This is a genomic window from Enterobacter sp. SA187 (genome assembly GCF_001888805.2).
Classification (GTDB): domain Bacteria; phylum Pseudomonadota; class Gammaproteobacteria; order Enterobacterales; family Enterobacteriaceae; genus Enterobacter_D.
The window spans coordinates 207,804-227,484 of record NZ_CP019113.1 but is presented as its reverse complement, the minus strand read 5'-3'; the positions used below and the strand labels follow the sequence as shown (position 1 = coordinate 227,484).

Below are 19,681 nucleotides of genomic sequence, written 5' to 3'. Positions count from 1 at the left end.
ATGGTGGAGAAAGCAGTCGTAGTGACGGAAAAAAAACAGTACCAGGAGATAGGTGAGGATCTGCGCGCGCAGATTATCCAGGGACACTACCCGGTAGGCTCCCGTCTGCCGCCGGAGCGAAATATTGCCGAAACCTACGGCGTCAGCCGCACCATCGTGCGCGAGGCGCTGTTAATGCTGGAGTTGCAGGGCACGGTGGATATCCGCCAGGGATCCGGGGTGTACGTGATGCGCATCCCCCAGGAGCACGAAAACGAAGAAGAACGCTTTTTAAGCAGCGACGTCGGCCCCTTTGAAATCCTCCAGGCGCGGCAACTGCTGGAGAGCAACATTGCCGCCTTTGCCGCAAAAATGGCCACCCGCGCCGACATCGACAACCTGCGGCGTATTCTGGAGCAGGAACAGCGCGCCATCGCCATGAATGACAATTCCCAGGATAACAGCAAAATGTTCCACCTGGTGCTGGCAGGGGCGTCACAAAACCAGATGCTGCTGGGCACGGTGGAAAGCATCTGGCATCACATGGACAGCAGCCCATTGTGGCAGCAGTTTAATGTGCACATCGCCAGCCGGGCATATCGTCTGAAATGGCTGGGCGACCGCCAAACCCTGCTGGCGGCGCTGCGCCGTCGCGATGTGATGGGGGCGTGGCAGGCGATGTGGCAACATCTGGAAAACGTCAAAAAAAGCCTGCTGGAGCTATCGGACGAAGATGCGCCGGACTTCGACGGCTATCTGTTCGAATCCGTACCGCTTTTTCAGGGAAAATTAATGTGAAGATCCAGCCGCTTTACGACGTGCCGCAGTTTACCGGACAGGTGATCGACTGGCAGTGGCGCGCCTTTGGCGACGGGCTGCCGCGGGAATTTTTTGCCAGCATCGTCGAACACAGCCAGCGTCCCGGCGAGCTGCCGCTGACCTTCGTGGCGACGGAGGGTGAGCAGTTGCTGGGTACGGTGGGACTCTGGCGCTGCGATTTAATCAGCCGTCAGGATCTGTGGCCGTGGCTGGCGGCGCTGTATGTGGATGAAAGCGCGCGCGGGCAGGGGCTGGCGGGGGCGCTGCAACAACAGGTGATAGAGTACGCCCGCGGGCAGGGCTATCCGCAGCTGTATCTGTGGTCTGCCTGCATGGATTTTTACGAGCGCTACGGCTGGCAGTACATTGGCGACGGCCTTGAATACCCGGACAAAACCGTGCACCTGTACCGCTATACGCTTTAGCTTTCCTGCAACGTGCCGACCGAGTGGCGTCGTACCAGCGTCGGGTTAAAGACGTGGGTAATATCCGGCAGCGGACGATTTTCCGCCAGCGCCAGCGCCAGTTCAGCGGCCTGGGTCGCCATGGTGACAATCGGATAGCGTACGGTGGTCAGGCGCGGACGCACGTAGCGGGAGATCAGAATGTCATCAAAGCCGATCAGCGAAATCTCACCCGGCACGTCAATGCCGTTATCGTTTAACACCCCCATCGCCCCTGCCGCCATGGAGTCGTTATAACAGGCCACCGCGGTAAAGTTTTTGCCGCGTCCCAGCAGTTCGGTCATCGCCTGTTCGCCGCCGCTCTCGTCAGGCGCAGCCCAGGTCACCAGCCGGTCGTTGCACGGCAGGCCATTTTCCCGCAGCGCGTCGTAATAGCCCTGCAGTCGATCTTCCGCATCCGAAATGGCGTGATTAGAGCACAGATAGCCGATTTTAGTGTGTCCCTGCTGGATCAGATGGCGGGTCGCCAGCCAGGCGCCGTAACGATCGTCCAGCGCCACGCAGCGCGTTTCAAAGCCCGGCACGATGCGGTTGATCAGCACCATGCCCGGCATCTGTTCCATCAGGGCGGCGAGATCGGCATCGGGGATCATTTTGGCGTGCACCACCAGCGCCGCGCAGCGATGGCGGATCAGTTGTTCAATCGCCTGCCGCTCTTTGTGTTCGTTATGGTAGCCGTTGCCGATAAGCAGAAAATTGCCGGTGTTATAGGCCACATGCTCCACGGCTTTCACCATTGAGCCAAAGAAGGGATCCGAGACATCGCCCACCACCAGCCCGACGGTTTCCGTCGACTGCTGCGCCAGCGCGCGGGCATTGGCGTTCGGGTGGTAATTAAGGGATTCCATGGCGCTCTGCACCGCCAGGCGCGACGATTCGCTGGCTTTCGGGGAGTGGTTGATCACGCGTGACACCGTGGCAACAGAAACACCTGCAAGCCGGGCTACATCCTTTATCGTCGCCATACAGAACCTTCTTTTTGGGTAAGCGTTTACACAGCGTTAAGTGTTACGGAAAAGCGCCGTCTGTTCAAGGCGATTGCGGTACGGGACGCCGTAAACGTGATCGACAGCCTACTGCGGCTGGTGAAAACGTTACACGAGGTGGTTGACAGCAAATAAGACAAAAAAAGCGAATTCAAACCTTTGGTTACACTTTGCGAAGGGCTGTTGCGATTGATTACTGTAGGGACAGGGGGGCTGTTGCTACAGTTAAAGTCCCAGAGGTATTGATTGGTGAGATTTCAGTACGTTTTGAGTACTCACGTTTTGCACCAACCTGCGCGGATGCGCAGGTTTTTTTTCGTCTGGATTTTACCTTCGCCCCTTCTGCACTTCTCGTGTAATCTGCCACAATTCCCTGACATCTTTCATATTAACTGACACAGGAAGTTGCCATGTTACTGGACTTTTTCCGTTTTTTATTCCGCCTGTTGTTCAGGGTCGAACTGACCGGCGATACCCAGGCGCTCCGCGGTGAGCGCGTACTGATCACCCCTAATCACGTCTCTTTTCTTGACGGCGTTTTGCTGGCGCTGTTTTTACCGGTACGTCCGGTGTTTGCGGTTTACACCTCCATCAGCCAGCAGTGGTACATGCGCGCCCTGCGCAATCTGATTGATTTTGTGCCGCTCGATCCCACAAAACCGATGTCTGTTAAGCAGCTGGTGCGCATGATTGGCCAGGGCCGCCCGGTGGTGATTTTCCCGGAAGGGCGCATCTCGGTGTCCGGATCGCTGATGAAAATTTATGACGGCGCGGGCTTTGTAGCCGCCAAATCCGGCGCGACCGTGGTGCCGGTGCGTATCGAAGGCGCGGAGTTGACCTTCTTCAGCCGCCTGAAAGGGCTGGTCAAACAGCGCCTGTTCCCGCGCATTCATATCCGCATCCTGCCGCCTACCTCGCTGCCGATGCCGGATGCGCCGCGCGCCCGTGACCGTCGTAAAATCGCCGGCGAAATGCTGCACCAGATCATGATGGAAGCGCGTATGGCCGTGCGCCCGCGTGAAACTCTGTTTGAAGCGCTGCTTGCGGCGCAATACCGTTACGGCGCGAACAAGCCCTGTATTGAAGACATCAACTTCAAACCGGACTCCTATCGCAAGCTGTTAACGAAAACCCTGTTCGTGGCGCGTATTCTGGATAAATACACCGCGCAGGGCGAAAAGATCGGCCTGATGCTGCCGAACGCGGCCATCAGCGCGGCGGTGATCTTTGGCGCGGTCGCCCGCGGGCGCGTTCCGGCGATGATGAACTACACCGCAGGCGTGAAAGGGCTGACCAGCGCCATCACCGCCGCGCAAATCAAAACCATTTTTACCTCACGCACCTTTATGGACAAAGGCAAGCTCTGGCACCTGCCGGAGCAGCTGACGCAGGTGCGCTGGGTGTATCTCGAAGATCTGAAGGGCGACGTGACCCTCGCCGATAAGCTGTGGATCTTCGCCCACGTGCTGATGCCGCATCTGGCGCAGGTGCCGCAGCAGCCGGAAGACGCCGCGCTGGTGCTGTTTACCTCCGGCTCGGAAGGTAATCCGAAAGGCGTGGTGCACAGCCATAAGAGTCTGCTGGCGAACGTCGAGCAGATCCGCACCATCGCGGATTTTACGGCTAACGACCGCTTTATGTCGGCGCTGCCGCTGTTCCACTCCTTTGGCTTAACCGTCGGCCTGTTCACGCCGCTGCTGACCGGTGCGGAAGTGTTCCTCTACCCAAGCCCGCTGCATTACCGCATCGTGCCGGAACTGGTGTATGACCGTAACTGCACCGTGCTGTTCGGCACCTCCACCTTCCTCGGCCACTACGCACGTTTCGCCAATCCTTATGATTTCTATCGTCTGCGTTACGTGGTGGCGGGGGCGGAAAAACTTCAGGAGAGCACGCGGCAAATCTGGCAGGACAAATTTGGTCTGCGCATTCTGGAAGGCTACGGCGTGACCGAGTGCGCGCCGGTGGTCTCCATTAACGTGCCGATGGCGGCGCGCCCCGGCACCGTCGGGCGCATTCTGCCGGGTATGGACGCGCGTCTGCTGGCGGTACCCGGCATTGAAGACGGCGGTCGCCTGCAACTGAAAGGGCCGAACGTGATGAACGGCTATCTGCGGGTGGAAAACCCCGGCGTGCTGGAAGCGCCGACGGCGGAAAATGAGCGCGGCGAGATCGAGCCGGGCTGGTACGACACCGGTGACATCGTGCGTTTTGATGACAGCGGCTTTGTGCAGATCCAGGGGCGCGCAAAACGCTTTGCCAAGATTGCGGGCGAAATGGTGTCGCTGGAGATGGTCGAGCAACTGGCGCTGGCGGTATCGCCGGAAAAAATGCACGGCACGGTGATCAAAAGCGACGCCAGCAAAGGCGAGGCGCTGGTGATGTTTACCACCGACAGCGAGCTGACGCGCGACAAGCTGCTCCAGCATGCCCGCGCGCAGGGGATCCCTGAGCTGGCCGTCCCGCGGGATATTCGCTATCTGAAGCAACTTCCGGTATTGGGCAGCGGCAAGCCTGATTTTGTCACCCTTAAAGGTCTGCTTGAAGACCCGGAACATCATCATGCGTGAGTCACACACTAACAATTCCCTGTGGTCGAAGGGGATGCTGGCAGTCACCGCCGCGCAGTTCCTGTCTGCTTTCGGGGATAACGCGCTGCTGTTCGCCACTCTGGCGCTGCTGAAAGAGCAGTATTACCCGGACTGGAGCCAGCCGATCCTGCAAATGGTGTTTGTAGGCGCTTACATACTCTTTGCGCCTTTTGTCGGCCAGGTTGCTGACAGCTTCCCCAAAGGCCGCGTGATGATGGTGGCGAACAGCCTGAAACTGCTCGGCGCGGCAAGCATCTGTCTCGGCGTTAACCCGTTTATTGGCTATACGCTGGTGGGAATTGGCGCGGCGGCCTACTCGCCAGCCAAGTACGGCATTCTCGGCGAGCTGACCACCGGCGATAAACTGGTAAAGGCGAACGGTCTGATGGAGTCCTCCACCATCGCCGCCATTTTGCTTGGCTCGGTAGCGGGCGGGGTGCTGGCAGACTGGCACGTGCTGGCGGCGCTTGGCGTCTGTGCGCTGGTGTACGCGGGTGCGGTGGTGGCGAATTTGCTGATCCCGGTATTGCCTGTCGCCCGTCCCGGCCAGTCCTGGCGTTTCGTGCCGATGACCAACAGCTTTTTCAGCGCCTGCCGATCTTTATGGCAGAACGGCGAAACCCGTTTCTCGCTGGTGGGCACCAGTCTGTTCTGGGGCGCAGGCGTGACGCTGCGCTTCCTGCTGGTGTTGTGGGTACCGGAGGCGCTGGGTATTACCGATAACGCCACGCCGACCTATCTGAACGCGATGGTGGCGGTGGGGATCGTGTTGGGCGCAGGCGTGGCGGCGAAACTCGTCACCCTGGAAACGGTGTCGCGCTGTATGCCAGCCGGGATTTTAATTGGCGTCGGCGTGCTGTTCTTCTCCCTGCAACATGCGCTACTGCCTGCCTATGGCCTGTTAATTCTGATTGGTCTGCTGGGTGGATTCTTTGTGGTGCCGCTGAACGCGCTATTGCAGGAGCGCGGTAAACGCTCGGTGGGCGCGGGGAATGCCATTGCGGTACAGAATCTCGGTGAGAACACCGCTATGCTGCTGATGCTGGGGCTGTATTCGCTGGCGATAAAAGTCGGCGTGCCGGTGGTGGGCGTTGGCGTGGGCTTCGGTGCGCTCTTTGCGCTGGCGATTGCCGCGCTGTGGATCTGGCAGCGTCGTCGGTAAAGAAGTCTGGGATACGTAGGCCGGGTAAGCGCAAGCGCCACCCGGCAAAAAAAAGCCGGGCATCTGCCCGGCTTTTTACATCACGGTGCCGGATAGGTATACACCCGGTGCACTGCTTCAATCTCTGCTAACACGTCCTCACTGAGATCAAGATGGAAGCTCTCCACATTGGTCTTCAGCTGTACCAGCGTGGTCGCCCCCAGCAGGGTGCTGGCGACAAACGGCTGGCGACGCACAAAGGCCAGCGCCATCTGCGCCGGATCCAGATTATGCCGCTTCGCAATATCCACGTAAGCGGCGACTGCTTTTTGCGACTGCTCGCCGCTGTAGCGGGTAAAGCGACTGAACAGGGTATTACGCGCGCCTGCCGGTTTCGCGCCGTTGAGGTATTTCCCGGTCAGCGTACCAAAGGCCAGGCAGGAATAGGCCAGCAGCTCCACCCCTTCAAACTGGCTGACTTCCGCCAGCGCCACTTCATAGCTGCGGTTCAGCAGGCTATACGGGTTCTGAATGGTGACGATGCGCGGCAGATCGTGCTTGTCCGCCAGGTGCAGATAACGCATCACGCCAAACGCCGTTTCGTTGGAGACGCCAATGTAACGAATTTTCCCGGCACGCTGGTATTCCGTCAGCGCTTCAAGGGTTTCAAGGATGGTTACACCCGGCGCGCTATCCGTCCACTCATAGCCCAGTTTGCCGAAGCAGTTGGTCGGACGCTGCGGCCAGTGAACCTGATAGAGATCGAGATAGTCGGTTTGCAGGCGTTTTAAGCTGGCATCCAGCGCCTGGCGGATATTTTTTCGATCCAGCGCCTGATCCGGGCGGATACCGCTGTCGCTGTTGCGGCTCGGGCCGCTGACTTTTGAGGCGATAACGAGTTTTTCGCGGTTACCGCGTTTCGTCAGCCAGTTGCCGACGTAAGTCTCGGTAAGCCCCTGGGTTTCCGGGCGTGGCGGAACAGGGTACATCTCCGCGACATCAATAAAATTTATTCCCTGGCTTACGGCATAATCGAGCTGTGCATGGGCGTCGGCTTCGCTATTTTGTTCACCAAACGTCATAGTGCCCAGCCCCAGAGTGCTTATCTCAAGGGAGCTGTGAGGGATACGGTGATAGTGCATTTGCCGGCTTCCTTTTGTTAACAACGTCAGTCGCTTCCTGACAAAGGAATATAAACATGGCAGAGGGGAGTGAAAAGGGAAAGTGAAAAATCAAAAGGTCAGCAGGGTACTGACCCTTTCAGGATTAACGTTCGATAATCTGTGAAACGTCGTCGCGGTTGATCTGCATCTCGTTGCCCTGCTGATCGCGATAGCTAACCAGTCCGGTGTCATCATCAATTTGTGGTTTACCATCTGTCAGGATCATTTTGCCATCTTTGGTCGCCATAACGTAATCACTGCTGCACCCTGAAACCGCAAAAGCCAGGCCTACTGCAGAGATCACCACTGCCCATTTTTTCATCGTTTTATTCCTCGCGTGACGGTTAACTGAATGTAGTCTAGTAATAACGCAGAATAATGTGATGAAAAAGCAGCAAATTCTGAAAGCGGAAGAAAAAATGTACACTCCCCCGGGGGCGGGGGAGCGGTAAATCAGAGCGGACGCTTCTTGTTGCGCAACAGATTGAGGGTTTCCACGGCAATGGAGAAGAACATTGCGAAATAGATGTAGCCTTTCGGCACGTGGATGCCGAAACTTTCCAGCATCAGCGTAAAGCCGACGAGGATCAGGAAGGCCAGCGCCAGCATTTTCACCGACGGGTGACGATCGACGAATTCGCCAATCGGACGCGCCGCGAACATCATCACGCCAACGGCAATCACCACCGCCGCCATCATAATGAACAGATGGTCAGACAGTCCCACCGCCGTAATCACCGAGTCGAGACTAAAGATGATGTCCAGCAGCATGATCTGCACAATCGCGCCCATAAAGGAGTGGACGTTGGTTTTCAGTCCTTCCTCTTCCCCTTCAATGGACTCGTGGATCTCTTTGCTCGCTTTCCAGATCAGGAATAAGCCGCCAAGCAGTAAAATCAGATCGCGTGCCGACACCGCATGGCCCATCACCTCAAACAGCGGCGTGGTCAGGCGTATCACCCATGCGATTGAGGCCAACAGCGCCAGACGCATGATCATTGCTCCCGCAAGGCCGAGACGGCGGGCGCGGTTACGTTGTGCGGGCGGAAGTTTTGCCACTACCAGAGAAAGGAAAATAATATTATCGATACCCAGCACTATTTCCAGCAGCGTCAGTGTTCCGAGCGCCAGCCAGGCATTGGGATCGGTGATCCATGCAAATAACATCGTAAAAGTCCTGCCAAAAAAAGAAGGGCTAATTATAAGCGCAAGCCCGGTCAGGGCAAAATTTAATAACCCTGCAACAAAAAATGCCGCGCCAGCAATGCGCGGGTAAAATTCTTTTTCAGATAAAAGCCGCGGGGCAGGGTCAGGATACGTTGGCCCTCGGTGCCCACGGCCTCGGTCAGCGCTTTACTGTTCGCCGCTTTCGGGCGCAGTTGTAACACTTCGCCGTGACGCGCAGTAATTGTTTCAACCTGACCCAGTACGATGAGATCCATTAGCTCCTCCCAGTCCAGGCGCAACTGGCGCTCCTCATCTTCATCCGGACTCCACAGCAGCGGTGCTCCCACACGCCGCACGGCGAGAGGGATCTCCCGCGATCCTTCCACCGGGATCCACAGCACACGCTTTAACTTGTGACGCACATGACTGGTTTCCCACACCACCCCGCTATTACCCGTCAAAGGGGCAACGCACACAAAGGTGGTTTCCAGCGGGCGTCCGGCGTTATCCACAGGAATGGTTTTAAGCTCCACACCGAGCGCCGCGAAATCCTGTTCCGGCTTGCTGCCTGCGCTTGCGCCCAGCCAGCGTTCCAGCAGGATCCCGGTCCAGCCCTTATCACGTTTCAGATCCTGGGGCACTGGCAGACCGGCCATTTGACCCAGTTCTCCTAACGTGAAGCCCGCCAGACGCTGTGCCTGCGCCAACAGCTTTGCTTCGGTATCCGGTGGTGTAGTTAAGGGAACAGGTGGGAACATGATTCAGACCTTTGGTTAAAAAATGAACAACAATTATGCACCGGGGTGAGCAGTGAGGTTTATTTCTGTGAGCAACCTTCAATACTATGATTTAACGACTTTTTTTGGAAATAATCACTTATGTTGCGCAACAGCCTGCCCGGTTTTCCAATTCTGGTCACTGGCAATGAACAGGATCTTACACCATGTTATCCACAGAAAAGTGGGATAACTGGTAAAAACCTTCACTACTGTTTCCATTTACAGCCTTGACGTGGGAGCAAAATCGAATTTTCGCACAAATTGTGTTTAACTTGGTGGCACAAACTGTGGATAAAACCGACGCTGTGCGATCTTTCATCAGCGAGGCGATCATCCCTGTGATGATCGTCACATAACCGCCTTTTCGTTCCGGTATAAGTGCATTAAGCTACTGACGCATAGCGCTTTATTTTTTCATGGCATTAATGCGGATTTAGGACTACTCCGGGTTTTCCCCCTTTAATTCCATACTTCTTCACAACTATATCCACAGAAAAAGTGAATAAAGTGGCCGCCCGGAACCCTAATCTGTTTATAACTCGGCAGATAACTGTGAGTTATTCAATTGTTATTAGGTTATGCACCGTTAACAGAGTGGTTTACCGTTTACCACTAGTGTGAAACAATCGTTCAAATTCAGATTTTTTTTGAGGTAGTCCGGTGATTGATGACGATGGCTACCGCCCCAATGTTGGGATCGTAATTTGTAACCGACAGGGCCAGGTGATGTGGGCCAGGCGCTTTGGTCAGCACTCATGGCAGTTTCCTCAGGGGGGAATTAACCCCGGAGAATCCCCGGAGCAGGCTATGTACCGGGAGCTGTTCGAAGAGGTTGGGTTAAGTCGTAAAGATGTGCGTATCCTTGCTTCTACTCGCAACTGGTTGCGTTACAAGTTACCGAAACGTTTGGTGCGTTGGGACACAAAGCCGGTGTGTATCGGCCAGAAACAAAAATGGTTTCTTCTGCAATTAGTCAGCAGTGATGCTGATATTAATATGCAAACCAGCAGTACCCCCGAGTTTGATGGCTGGCGCTGGGTGAGTTACTGGTATCCCGTTCGTCAGGTTGTCTCCTTTAAACGCGATGTCTATCGTCGGGTGATGAAAGAGTTTGCAAGCGTAGTGATGGCGCTTTCTGAAGCGACGCCGAAGCCGCAAAGTCCCCCAGCCTGGCGACGTAAAAGAGGTTAAGCCATACATAACATGCTCACCCGGCTGCGAGAAATCGTCGAGAAAGTGGCAAGTGCTCCGCGCCTCAACGAGGCGCTGGACGTACTGGTTACTGAAATTTGTCAGGCGATGGATACCGAGGTCTGCTCGGTTTATCTCGCCGATCACGACAGACGCTGCTATTACCTGATGGCGACGCGCGGTTTGAAAAAGCCGCGTGGTCGTACTGTCACGCTTGCCTTCGATCAGGGCATTGTCGGCCTGGTCGGTCGGCTTGCGGAGCCCATCAACCTGGCCGATGCGCAAAAGCACCCCAGCTTTAAATTCATTCCCGCAGTCAAAGAAGAGCGCTTCCGCGCCTTTCTCGGCGTGCCCATTATTCAGCGCCGCCAGTTGCTGGGCGTGCTGGTGGTGCAGCAGCGTGAATTACGCCAGTTTGACGAAAGCGAAGAGTCCTTCCTGGTCACGCTGGCCACGCAGATGGCCGCCATTCTTTCCCAGTCACAGCTGGCGGCGCTCTTTGGTCAGTACCGTCAGACACGCATCCGCGCGCTGCCTGCCTCGCCGGGCGTAGCCATCGCCGAAGGCTGGATGGATGCCACGCTGCCGCTGATGGAGCAGGTGTATGAAGCCTCGACGCTCGACACCTCGCTGGAGCGCGAAAGGCTCACCGGGGCGCTGGAAGAGGCGGCCAGTGAATTTCGCCGTTACAGCAAGCGCTTCTCTGCCGGGGCGCAGAAAGAGACGGCAGCGATCTTCGATCTCTATTCGCATCTGCTCTCTGACGCCCGCCTGCGCCGGGAACTCTTTGAGGAAGTGGACCGGGGCTTTGTCGCCGAATGGGCGGTAAAAAAGGTTATTGAGCGCTTTGCCGAACAGTTTGCGGCGCTGACCGATGGCTATCTGAAAGAGCGCGCCGGGGATTTGCGCATGCTCGGCCAGCGTCTGCTCTTCCACCTTGACGATACATTACAGGGCCCGAATGCCTGGCCTGCGCGCTTTGTGCTGGTGGCTGATGAACTCTCCGCCACCACGCTTGCCGAACTGCCGCACGACCGACTGGTGGGCGTGGTGGTGCGCGATGGCGCGGCGAACTCCCATGCGGCGATCATGGTTCGCGCCCTTGGCATCCCGACCGTGATGGGCGCAGACATTCAGCCGTCGATCCTGCATCAACGCACGCTGATCGTCGATGGCTATCGCGGTGAACTGCTGGTGGATCCAGAGCCGATCCTGATGCAGGAATATCAGCGGCTTATCAGCGAAGAAAATGAATTAAGCCGTCTGGCTGAAGATGACGTTAATCTGCCCGCCCAGCTCAGAAGCGGCGAGCGGGTGAAAGTGATGCTCAACGCGGGCTTAAGCCCGGCGCACGAAGAAAATCTCGACAGCCGCATTGACGGCATCGGTCTTTACCGCACCGAAATCCCCTTTATGCTGCAAAGCGGTTTCCCCTCGGAAGAGGAGCAGGTGGCGCAGTACCAGGGCATGATGCAGATGTTTATCGACAAGCCCGTCACGCTGCGTACGCTGGATGTCGGCGCCGATAAACAGCTGCCTTACATGCCGATCAGCGAAGAGAATCCGTGCCTCGGCTGGCGCGGGATCCGCATTACGCTCGATCAGCCGGAGATCTTTTTGATCCAGGTGCGCGCCATGCTGCGCGCCAACGCCGCCACCGGCAACCTGAATATTCTGCTGCCGATGGTCACCAGCATCGATGAGATCGACGAGGCGCGACGTCTGATTGAGCGCGCCGGGCGCGAAGTGGAAGAGATGATCGGCTACGCCATTCCCAAACCGCGCATTGGCGTGATGCTGGAAGTGCCGTCGATGGTCTTTATGATCGCCCATCTGGTTAAACGGGTCGATTTTATCTCCGTCGGCACCAACGATTTGACCCAGTACATTCTGGCGGTGGATCGCAACAATACCCGCGTGGCAAATATGTACGACAGCCTGCATCCTGCCGTGCTGCGCGCGCTGGCGATGATCGCCGACGAAGCCGAACGGCACGACATCGATCTGCGGCTGTGCGGTGAAATGGCAGGGGATCCGATGTGCGTCGCCATTCTCATCGGCCTTGGCTACCGTCATCTGTCGATGAACGGCCGCTCGGTGGCGCGTATTAAATATTTGCTGCGCCATATCGATCACGAAGATGCGCAGACGCTTGCCAGACGGGCGCTTGACGCCCAGCTGGCCGCCGAAGTTCGCCATCAGGTCGCGGCCTTTATGGAACGGCGCAGCATGGGCGGGTTAATTCGCGGCGGACGCTAGGTGCAGGATCCGGCGAACGTTATACATATCTTTTACAACTTCAGCGCAATCAGCATGTCCGCCTTATGCTATGATTCGCAACTTTGGCGCGCCTGTCGACGCGGGCGCACGTCTTTGCCGCTGACCACTTTCGGCGGAATAACAACAAGTTGTGGTGACAGATGAACAGTGGTTATCTGCGTTTTCCGGACATCGATCCGGTGATTTTCTCCATAGGGCCGCTTGCCCTGCACTGGTACGGCATGATGTATCTGGTCGGCTTCATCTTTGCGATGTGGCTGGCGACGCGCCGCGCTAATCGTCCCGGCAGCGGCTGGACGAAAAACGAAGTCGAAAACCTGCTTTACGCAGGATTCCTCGGCGTGTTCCTTGGCGGGCGTATCGGCTACGTGCTGTTCTATAACTTCCCGGTATTCATGAGCGATCCGCTGTACCTGTTCCGCGTCTGGGACGGCGGCATGTCGTTCCACGGCGGTCTGATCGGCGTTATTCTGGTAATGGTCATTTTTGCCCGTCGCACCAAACGTCATTTCTTCCAGGTTGCGGATTTCATCGCGCCGCTGATCCCGTTCGGGCTGGGCGCAGGCCGTCTGGGTAACTTTATCAACGGTGAACTCTGGGGCCGTGTCGATCCGGGCTTCCCGTTCGCCATGCTGTTCCCCGCCTCCCGCAGCGAAGATATGGCGCTGCTGCCGGCGCACCCGGAATGGCAGTCTATTTTTGATACTTACGGCGTCCTGCCGCGACATCCGTCCCAGCTCTATGAACTGGTGCTGGAAGGCATTGTACTGTTCATCATTCTCAACCTGTTTATTCGCAAACCGCGCCCGATGGGTGCCGTCTCCGGATTGTTCCTGATTGGTTATGGCGCGTTCCGCATCATTGTTGAATTCTTCCGCCAGCCGGATGCGCAGTTTACCGGCGAATGGGTGCAGTACATCAGCATGGGGCAAATTCTCTCTATCCCGATGATTGTCGCCGGCGTTCTGATGATGATCTGGGCGTACCGCCGTCGCCCGCAGCTACACGTTTCCTGAGGAACCATGAAACAGTATTTAGACCTGATGCAAAAGGTGCTCGATGAGGGCACCCAAAAAAACGATCGTACCGGTACCGGCACGCTGTCTATTTTTGGCCATCAGATGCGCTTTAACCTGCGCGACGGCTTCCCGCTGGTGACCACCAAACGTTGTCATCTGCGATCGATTATCCATGAGCTGTTGTGGTTCCTGCAGGGTGATACTAACGTTGCCTATCTTCATGAAAACAACGTCTCCATCTGGGATGAATGGGCCGATGAGCAGGGCGATTTGGGTCCGGTATACGGCAAACAGTGGCGCGCCTGGCCGACGCCGGATGGCCGCCATATCGATCAGATCTCCAACGTGCTTGAGCAGTTAAAAAACGATCCGGATTCGCGCCGTATTATCGTTTCTGCCTGGAACGTGGGCGAGCTGGACAAAATGGCGCTGGCGCCATGCCATGCGTTTTTCCAGTTCTACGTGGCTGACGGCAAACTCTCCTGCCAGCTTTATCAGCGCTCCTGCGATGTCTTCCTCGGCCTGCCGTTCAACATCGCCAGCTATGCGCTGCTGGTGCATATGGTGGCGCAGCAGTGCGATCTGGAAGTGGGCGACTTCGTCTGGACCGGCGGCGATACGCACCTGTACAGCAACCATATGGAGCAGACGCACCTGCAGCTGAGCCGTGAGCCGCGCGCGCTGCCTAAGCTGATTATCAAGCGTAAGCCCGCTTCGCTGTTTGACTACCGCTTCGAGGATTTTGAAATCGAAGGCTACGATCCGCATCCCGCCATCAAAGCGCCTGTCGCTATCTGATGCGCAAAGCGTGACATAACCGGTGCCTTAGCGCGCCGGTTTTTTTTATCCGCCGTTCCATTTTCCGGGGCGTCTTCCGGAAAAAATGCAAAGGCCTGCAACGGCATTTAAACCTCTCGTAACGCCCCGCAAAACCACGCTTTCCCGTTCGCTCTCTCTGCACGTCTTCGGCACACTGCCGCCATGAAAAAACAACAAGGCTTCACCCTGATCGAAATCCTGGTCGCCGTGGCGCTGGTCATCATTCTGAGCGGCGCAGGGCTGTACGGCTGGCAGAGTTTCCGCCTGCACCAGCAGCTGTGGCAAACCGCCTGGCAGGTGCGTGTTTACCTGGAGCTGCTGCGCGATGATGCCAACTGGCAGAACCGCGACCACCTTATCAGCGCCAGCACAACGGAGGACGGCTGGTGCCTGTTAAGTTCGGTGAATGAGCGGGCAGGCTGCGCGGCTGATAATGCGTTTGCGCTGCGGCCGTTGTCCGCGGGTGTGGCGCTGGCTGATATCACGCCGTCGCTGCGTTTTTTTGGTCTGCGTAATACCGCCTGGCCCGGGCATATCGTGCTGCGCAATCCGGCGGGCGAATGGCGAATTATCGTTTCAAACGGAGGACGAATAAGAATGTGTCAACCTGTGGCGGCCACGCCATGCATCTGACCCATCGCGGCTTTACCCTGCCGGAGGTGTTGATCGCGATGACAATCGGCAGCGTGCTACTGCTTGGCGCGGCCCGCTTTCTGCCGGCCTTACAGAGGGCGATGCTCGCCCAGACCCGCCAGCAGGCGCTGGAAGATGAAATCTGGCAGCGGCTATATACCATGGCAAAACACGTGCAGCGGGCCGGTTATTGCCGTGGCCTGTGCAGCGGCCAACCGCTGGTGATAAACCCGCAGGCGTCCTGCATCATTGTGCAGTGGGACGGCAACAGCAACGGCGTGTGGGATCGCGCGCCTGCAAAAGAGCCGGATCAGACCGGATTTCGCCTGCACGACGGCGCGCTGGAAACCCGGCGCGGGGCGACATCCTGTCAGGATAAGGGCTGGGATAAAATGACCGAGCCTGAGACGATCACCGTAGAGCAGTTCAGCGTGACGCACGTGCGGCCTGAAGGTTTTCACAGCCAGCTCACGCTTACCCTTGCGGCCAGCGTGACCGGCCATCCGGACGAGCGCATCACCGCCCGCCACAGCGTAACGGGTTACAACCTGTGAAGCGCCAGCATGGGATGTCGTCGCTGGGGCTGGTACTGCTCATCATGCTGCTGGGAAGTGTGATGCTGAACGGACTAAACCAGCGCCAGCACACGCATCATCTGCGGGTGGTCAGCGAAAGCCGGGCGCTGCGCACGATGGCGGATGCGCAGTCCGCCATGGAGTGGGGAAGGGTACAGCCATGGCAATCCCGGCCTGCGGTGCAGTGTCGGCAGGCGCACGACCATGACTGGCGCGCCTGTCTGCGAATTTTTGACGACCAGACGCTGCTGCTGATCGCCGCGAGCGGCAGCCATACGCTGTGGCGTCTGGGCGCGCTGGAAAACGATCTCGTGATATTTTCCCGTCATGGCTGGAGTGATTTTTGCCCGTTCACCGGGGAGGCGTTATGTCAGCTTCCCTGAAAAATCAGGCGGGATTCAGCCTGCCTGAAGTGCTGCTGGCGATGGTACTCCTGGTGATGATCATCACCGCGCTGGCGGGAACGCAGCGTGCAATAATGAGCGGTTTTATGCACGATAGCCTCTACCGGGAGGTATGGCGTAATGCCTGGCAGCATATACAGTGGTATCCTGTTGCTCCGCCAGCAGGCTGGCAGGTGAAGCGAATGCAGACAAGCACGGCGGGATGTGTCAGCATCAGCGTAACAATCACCTCTCCCGTGGGTCGGCAGGGTCAGATGTCGCGGCTATATTGCCCAATCAGTCAGTAGTCAGGAGCATGTATGTTAAGGGTTTATCACTCCAATCGTCTGGATGTGCTTGAAGCACTGATGGAGTTTATTGTTGAGCGCGAACGCCTCGACGATCCCTTTGAAGCTGAAATGGTGCTGGTGCAAAGCACCGGCATGGCGCAATGGCTCCAGATGACGCTGTCGCAAAAATTCGGTATTGCCGCCAATATCGACTTCCCGCTGCCCGCGAGTTTTATCTGGGATATGTTTGTGCGTGTGCTGCCGGACATCCCTAAAGAGAGCGCGTTTAATAAGCAGAGTATGAGCTGGAAGCTAATGGCCCTGCTGCCCGACATGCTGGAGCAGGAGGCCTTCGCCATGCTCGGGAATTATCTGCACGACGATGACGACAAGCGCAAACTCTTCCAGCTCGCCTCGCGCATTGCGGATCTCTACGATCAGTATCTGGTGTACCGCCCGGAATGGCTGACCCGCTGGGAAGCCGGCGAATGGGTGGATGGCTTAGGCGAAGCGCAGATCTGGCAGGCGCCGCTGTGGCGCATGCTGGTTGAGCATACCGCGGCGCTCGGACAGCCGCACTGGCACCGTGCCAATCTCTATCAGCGGTTTATCCAGACGCTGGAGAACGCCAGTGAATGTCCGCCGGGGCTGCCGTCCCGCGTCTTTATCTGCGGCATCTCCGCGCTGCCGCCGGTCTATTTACAGGCCTTACAGGCGCTGGGTAAGCACGTAGATGTGCACCTGCTGTTCACCAACCCGTGCCGTTACTACTGGGGCGATATTAAAGATCCGGCGTTTCTGGCGAAACTCATCACCCGCCGCCGCAAACATCATCGCGAAGCGCAGGAAACGCCGCTGTTCCAGGAAGGGCTGGAGGTGGAAAGCCTGTTTAATGATGAAGGCGAGCAGGACGTGGGTAACCCGCTGCTGGCCTCCTGGGGTAAGCTGGGACGCGACTATATCTATCTGCTGGCGGGACTGGATCGCTATGACGAACTGGACGCCTTTGTGGACGTCACCCCTGGCACGCTGCTCAATAATTTGCAGTCGGACATTCTGGAGCTGAAGAACAGCGTGGTCGCTGGCGTCACCGCCGAGGAGTATGCGCGCAGCGATGCGAAACGCCTGCTCGATCCCGCCGATCGCAGCGTCACGGTGCACGTCTGCCACAGTCCGCAGCGGGAAGTGGAAGTGTTGCACGACCGTCTGCTGGCCATGATGCAGGACGATCCGGAACTGACGCCGCGTGACATCATCGTGATGGTGTCGGATATCGACAGCTACAGCCCCTTTATTCAGGCGGTCTTCGGCAGCGCCACCGGGGCGCGTTTTGTACCCTATGCCATTTCCGACCGCCGGGCAGGGCAGGCGCATCCGGCGTTACAGGCGTTTCTCAGCCTGCTGTCGCTGCCGGACAGCCGTTTCCAGTCAGAAGACGTGCTGGCACTGCTTGACGTGCCTGTACTTGCCGCGCGTTTCGATATTGATGAAGAAGGGCTGCGTTATCTGCGTCAGTGGGTCAACGAATCCGGCGTACGCTGGGGCATGGATGACGATAACGTGCGCGAGCTGGAACTGCCGCCTACCGGTCAGCATACCTGGCAGTTTGGCCTGATGCGTATGCTGCTGGGCTATGCGATGGAGAGTCGCCACGGGGAGTGGCGCTCGGTGCTGCCTTATGATGAATCCAGCGGGCTTATCGCCGAACTGGTGGGGCATCTGGCTTCGCTACTGATGAAGCTCAATCTGTGGCGCAAAGGCCTGTCCCAGGCACGTCCGCTGGTCGAGTGGCTGCCGGTATGCCGGGATATGCTTAATGACTTTTTCCTGCCCGATGCCGACACCGAAGCGGCGCTGGCGCTGATTGAACAGCAGTGGCAGGCGATGATCGCCCACGGCGTAGGAGCTGCATATAACGAGTCGGTACCGCTGACGCTGCTGCGGGACGAACTGACGCAGCGCCTGAACCAGGAGCGTATCAGCCAGCGTTTTCTGGCCGGGCCGGTAAATATTTGTACCCTGATGCCAATGCGCTCTATTCCCTTTAAAGTGGTCTGCCTGCTGGGCATGAACGACGGCGTATACCCGCGCACGCTGGCGCCGCTGGGATTTGACCTGATGAGCCAGAAGCCAATGCGCGGCGACCGCAGCCGCCGTGACGATGACCGTTACCTCTTCCTTGAGGCGCTGATTTCCGCCCAGCAAAAACTCTATATCAGCTACATCGGACGCTCGATTCAGGATAACAGCGAACGCTTTCCGTCCGTACTGGTGCAGGAACTGGTGGATTACATCGCTCAGAGCCACTATCTGCCGGGGGATGAATCGCTCACCTGCGATGACAGCGCAGCAAGGGTGATCCAGCATCTGAATCACCTGCACACCCGTATGCCATTCGATGCGGAAAACTTTGTCAGCGATGAAGTACAGAGCTTCGCCCATGAGTGGCTGCCCGCCGCCAGCCAGCAGGGCGTTGCCCACGAAACCTTTATTCAGCCGCTGCCCGCGCAGCCTATAGAGACGCTGGCGTTTGAGCAGTTACAGCGCTTCTGGACGCACCCGGTGCGGGCATTTTTCCAGATGCGCTTACAGGTGAACTTCCGCCCGGAAGCCAGCGACATCCCCGACGCCGAACCCTTTATTCTGGACGGTCTGAACCGCTATCAGCTTAATCAGACGCTATTGAATACGCTGGTGGAACAGGAAGACGCCGAAAAGCTGTTCCGCCGCTATCGTGCCGCAGGAGAACTCCCCTACGGGGCATTCGGCGAAATTGTCTGGGAAACGCAGCAGCAGGAGATGCAGGCGCTGGCGGATCGCATTAACGAATGCCGCCTGCCTTGTGAAAGCATGGAGATCGACCTTCACTGCGGCGGTGTGCAGCTCACCGGCTGGCTACAGCAGGTGCAGGCCGACGGGCTGCTGCGCTGGCGACCCTCCCTGCTCAGCGTATCCCAGGGACTGCAACTTTGGCTGGAACACCTTGTCTACTGTGCGAGCGGCGGCACCGGGGAAAGCCGTCTGTTCGTGCGCAAAGACGGCGAATGGCGTTTCCCGCCGCTTGAAGCAGATCAGGCGCATCACTACCTTGAACAGCTTATCGCCGGGTATCGCGAGGGGATGTCGCAGCCCTTACTTTTACTACCAGAAAGCGGCGGGGCATGGATAAAAGCCTGTTACGACGCGCAAAATGATGCCATGTTAAAGGACGACGCGACGCTGGCGAAAGCGCGCGCGAAGTTTCTTCAGGCTTACGAAGGCAACATGGTGGTGAGCGGCGAAGGGGACGATGTGTGGTATCAGCGTCTGTGGCGCACCCTTGAACCGGAACACTTTGATGCCATCACCGCCCAGGCGGAGCGCTATTTATTGCCGCTCTATCGTTTCAGTCAGTCCTGATAA

At 57.5% G+C, this 19,681-nt stretch carries 18 protein-coding genes; 13 read left to right on the top strand and 5 right to left on the bottom strand.

The features are described from left to right. The first annotated feature begins 3 nt into the window (after positions 1-3). Complete coding sequence (locus tag BMF08_RS01105) at positions 4-777, top strand: GntR family transcriptional regulator (protein ID WP_072570142.1); 774 nt, start codon at positions 4-6, stop codon at positions 775-777. Further along, positions 774-1,223, top strand: coding sequence for a GNAT family N-acetyltransferase (locus BMF08_RS01100; RefSeq protein WP_072569910.1), 450 nt, complete (start codon positions 774-776; stop codon positions 1,221-1,223). The genes BMF08_RS01105 and BMF08_RS01100 overlap by 4 nt, the downstream gene beginning before the upstream one ends. Here BMF08_RS01100 and galR read toward each other — a convergent pair. Then, complete coding sequence (gene galR / locus BMF08_RS01095) at positions 1,220-2,227, bottom strand: HTH-type transcriptional regulator GalR (RefSeq protein ID WP_072569911.1); 1,008 nt, start codon at positions 2,225-2,227, stop codon at positions 1,220-1,222. The genes BMF08_RS01100 and galR overlap by 4 nt on opposite strands. A 431-nt stretch (positions 2,228-2,658) precedes the next feature. Here galR and aas point away from each other — a divergent pair, with 431 nt between their 5' ends. Both aas and lplT read left to right on the top strand, forming a co-directional pair. Continuing rightward, on the top strand, positions 2,659-4,818 hold the full coding sequence (gene aas / locus BMF08_RS01085; protein WP_072569912.1) for a bifunctional acyl-ACP--phospholipid O-acyltransferase/long-chain-fatty-acid--ACP ligase: 2,160 nt from the start codon (positions 2,659-2,661) through the stop codon (positions 4,816-4,818). After that, positions 4,811-6,001, top strand: a complete 1,191-nt coding sequence (lplT, locus tag BMF08_RS01080; RefSeq protein WP_072569913.1) for a lysophospholipid transporter LplT — start codon at positions 4,811-4,813, stop codon at positions 5,999-6,001. Before aas ends, lplT begins: the two co-directional genes overlap by 8 nt. An 80-nt stretch (positions 6,002-6,081) precedes the next feature. Here the strand turns inward: lplT and BMF08_RS01075 are convergent, their stop codons facing one another. The 4 genes from BMF08_RS01075 to mutH form a co-directional block, all read right to left on the bottom strand. Then, entirely contained in the window at positions 6,082-7,122 is a 1,041-nt protein-coding gene (locus BMF08_RS01075; RefSeq protein ID WP_072569914.1) for an NADP(H)-dependent aldo-keto reductase, read from the bottom strand. 124 nt (positions 7,123-7,246) lie between these two features. Next, positions 7,247-7,465 (bottom strand): YgdI/YgdR family lipoprotein, encoded by a 219-nt coding sequence (locus tag BMF08_RS01070; RefSeq protein WP_072569915.1) that lies wholly within the window; start codon positions 7,463-7,465, stop codon positions 7,247-7,249. A 131-nt stretch (positions 7,466-7,596) separates the two neighbouring features. After that, positions 7,597-8,310 carry a TerC family protein gene (locus BMF08_RS01065; protein ID WP_072569916.1) on the bottom strand — a complete coding sequence of 238 codons (714 nt, stop codon included), beginning with the start codon at positions 8,308-8,310 and terminating at the stop codon, positions 7,597-7,599. Between the two features lie 62 nt (positions 8,311-8,372). After that, positions 8,373-9,068 (bottom strand): DNA mismatch repair endonuclease MutH, encoded by a 696-nt coding sequence (gene mutH / locus BMF08_RS01060; protein WP_072569917.1) that lies wholly within the window; start codon positions 9,066-9,068, stop codon positions 8,373-8,375. 681 nt (positions 9,069-9,749) lie between these two features. Here mutH and rppH point away from each other — a divergent pair. The 9 genes from rppH to recC all read left to right on the top strand — a co-directional run bounded on the left by rppH (position 9,750) and on the right by recC (position 19,678). Continuing rightward, a complete protein-coding gene (gene rppH / locus BMF08_RS01055; protein WP_072569918.1) occupies positions 9,750-10,280 on the top strand; it encodes an RNA pyrophosphohydrolase in 531 nt (176 codons plus the stop codon). A gap of 12 nt (positions 10,281-10,292) precedes the next feature. Next, positions 10,293-12,539 carry a phosphoenolpyruvate--protein phosphotransferase gene (gene ptsP / locus BMF08_RS01050; RefSeq protein ID WP_072569919.1) on the top strand — a complete coding sequence of 749 codons (2,247 nt, stop codon included), beginning with the start codon at positions 10,293-10,295 and terminating at the stop codon, positions 12,537-12,539. Positions 12,540-12,700: 161 nt separating this feature from the next. Further along, a complete protein-coding gene (gene lgt / locus BMF08_RS01045; RefSeq protein WP_072569920.1) occupies positions 12,701-13,576 on the top strand; it encodes a prolipoprotein diacylglyceryl transferase in 876 nt (291 codons plus the stop codon). Positions 13,577-13,582: 6 nt separating this feature from the next. Next, on the top strand, positions 13,583-14,377 hold the full coding sequence (gene thyA / locus BMF08_RS01040; RefSeq protein ID WP_072569921.1) for a thymidylate synthase: 795 nt from the start codon (positions 13,583-13,585) through the stop codon (positions 14,375-14,377). A 183-nt stretch (positions 14,378-14,560) separates the two neighbouring features. Continuing rightward, positions 14,561-15,031, top strand: coding sequence for a prepilin peptidase-dependent protein (locus tag BMF08_RS01035; RefSeq protein ID WP_072569922.1), 471 nt, complete (start codon positions 14,561-14,563; stop codon positions 15,029-15,031). After that, positions 15,022-15,585, top strand: a complete 564-nt coding sequence (locus tag BMF08_RS01030; protein WP_072569923.1) for a prepilin peptidase-dependent protein — start codon at positions 15,022-15,024, stop codon at positions 15,583-15,585. Before BMF08_RS01035 ends, BMF08_RS01030 begins: the two co-directional genes overlap by 10 nt. Continuing rightward, positions 15,582-15,989 carry a DUF2509 family protein gene (locus BMF08_RS01025; protein WP_072569924.1) on the top strand — a complete coding sequence of 136 codons (408 nt, stop codon included), beginning with the start codon at positions 15,582-15,584 and terminating at the stop codon, positions 15,987-15,989. The genes BMF08_RS01030 and BMF08_RS01025 overlap by 4 nt, the downstream gene beginning before the upstream one ends. Continuing rightward, positions 15,974-16,297: a prepilin-type N-terminal cleavage/methylation domain-containing protein gene (locus tag BMF08_RS01020; RefSeq protein WP_072569925.1), complete on the top strand. Its 324-nt coding sequence runs from the start codon at positions 15,974-15,976 to the stop codon at positions 16,295-16,297. The genes BMF08_RS01025 and BMF08_RS01020 overlap by 16 nt, the downstream gene beginning before the upstream one ends. A gap of 12 nt (positions 16,298-16,309) precedes the next feature. Further along, positions 16,310-19,678 carry an exodeoxyribonuclease V subunit gamma gene (gene recC, locus BMF08_RS01015; protein WP_072569926.1) on the top strand — a complete coding sequence of 1,123 codons (3,369 nt, stop codon included), beginning with the start codon at positions 16,310-16,312 and terminating at the stop codon, positions 19,676-19,678. Positions 19,679-19,681 lie beyond the last annotated feature (3 nt).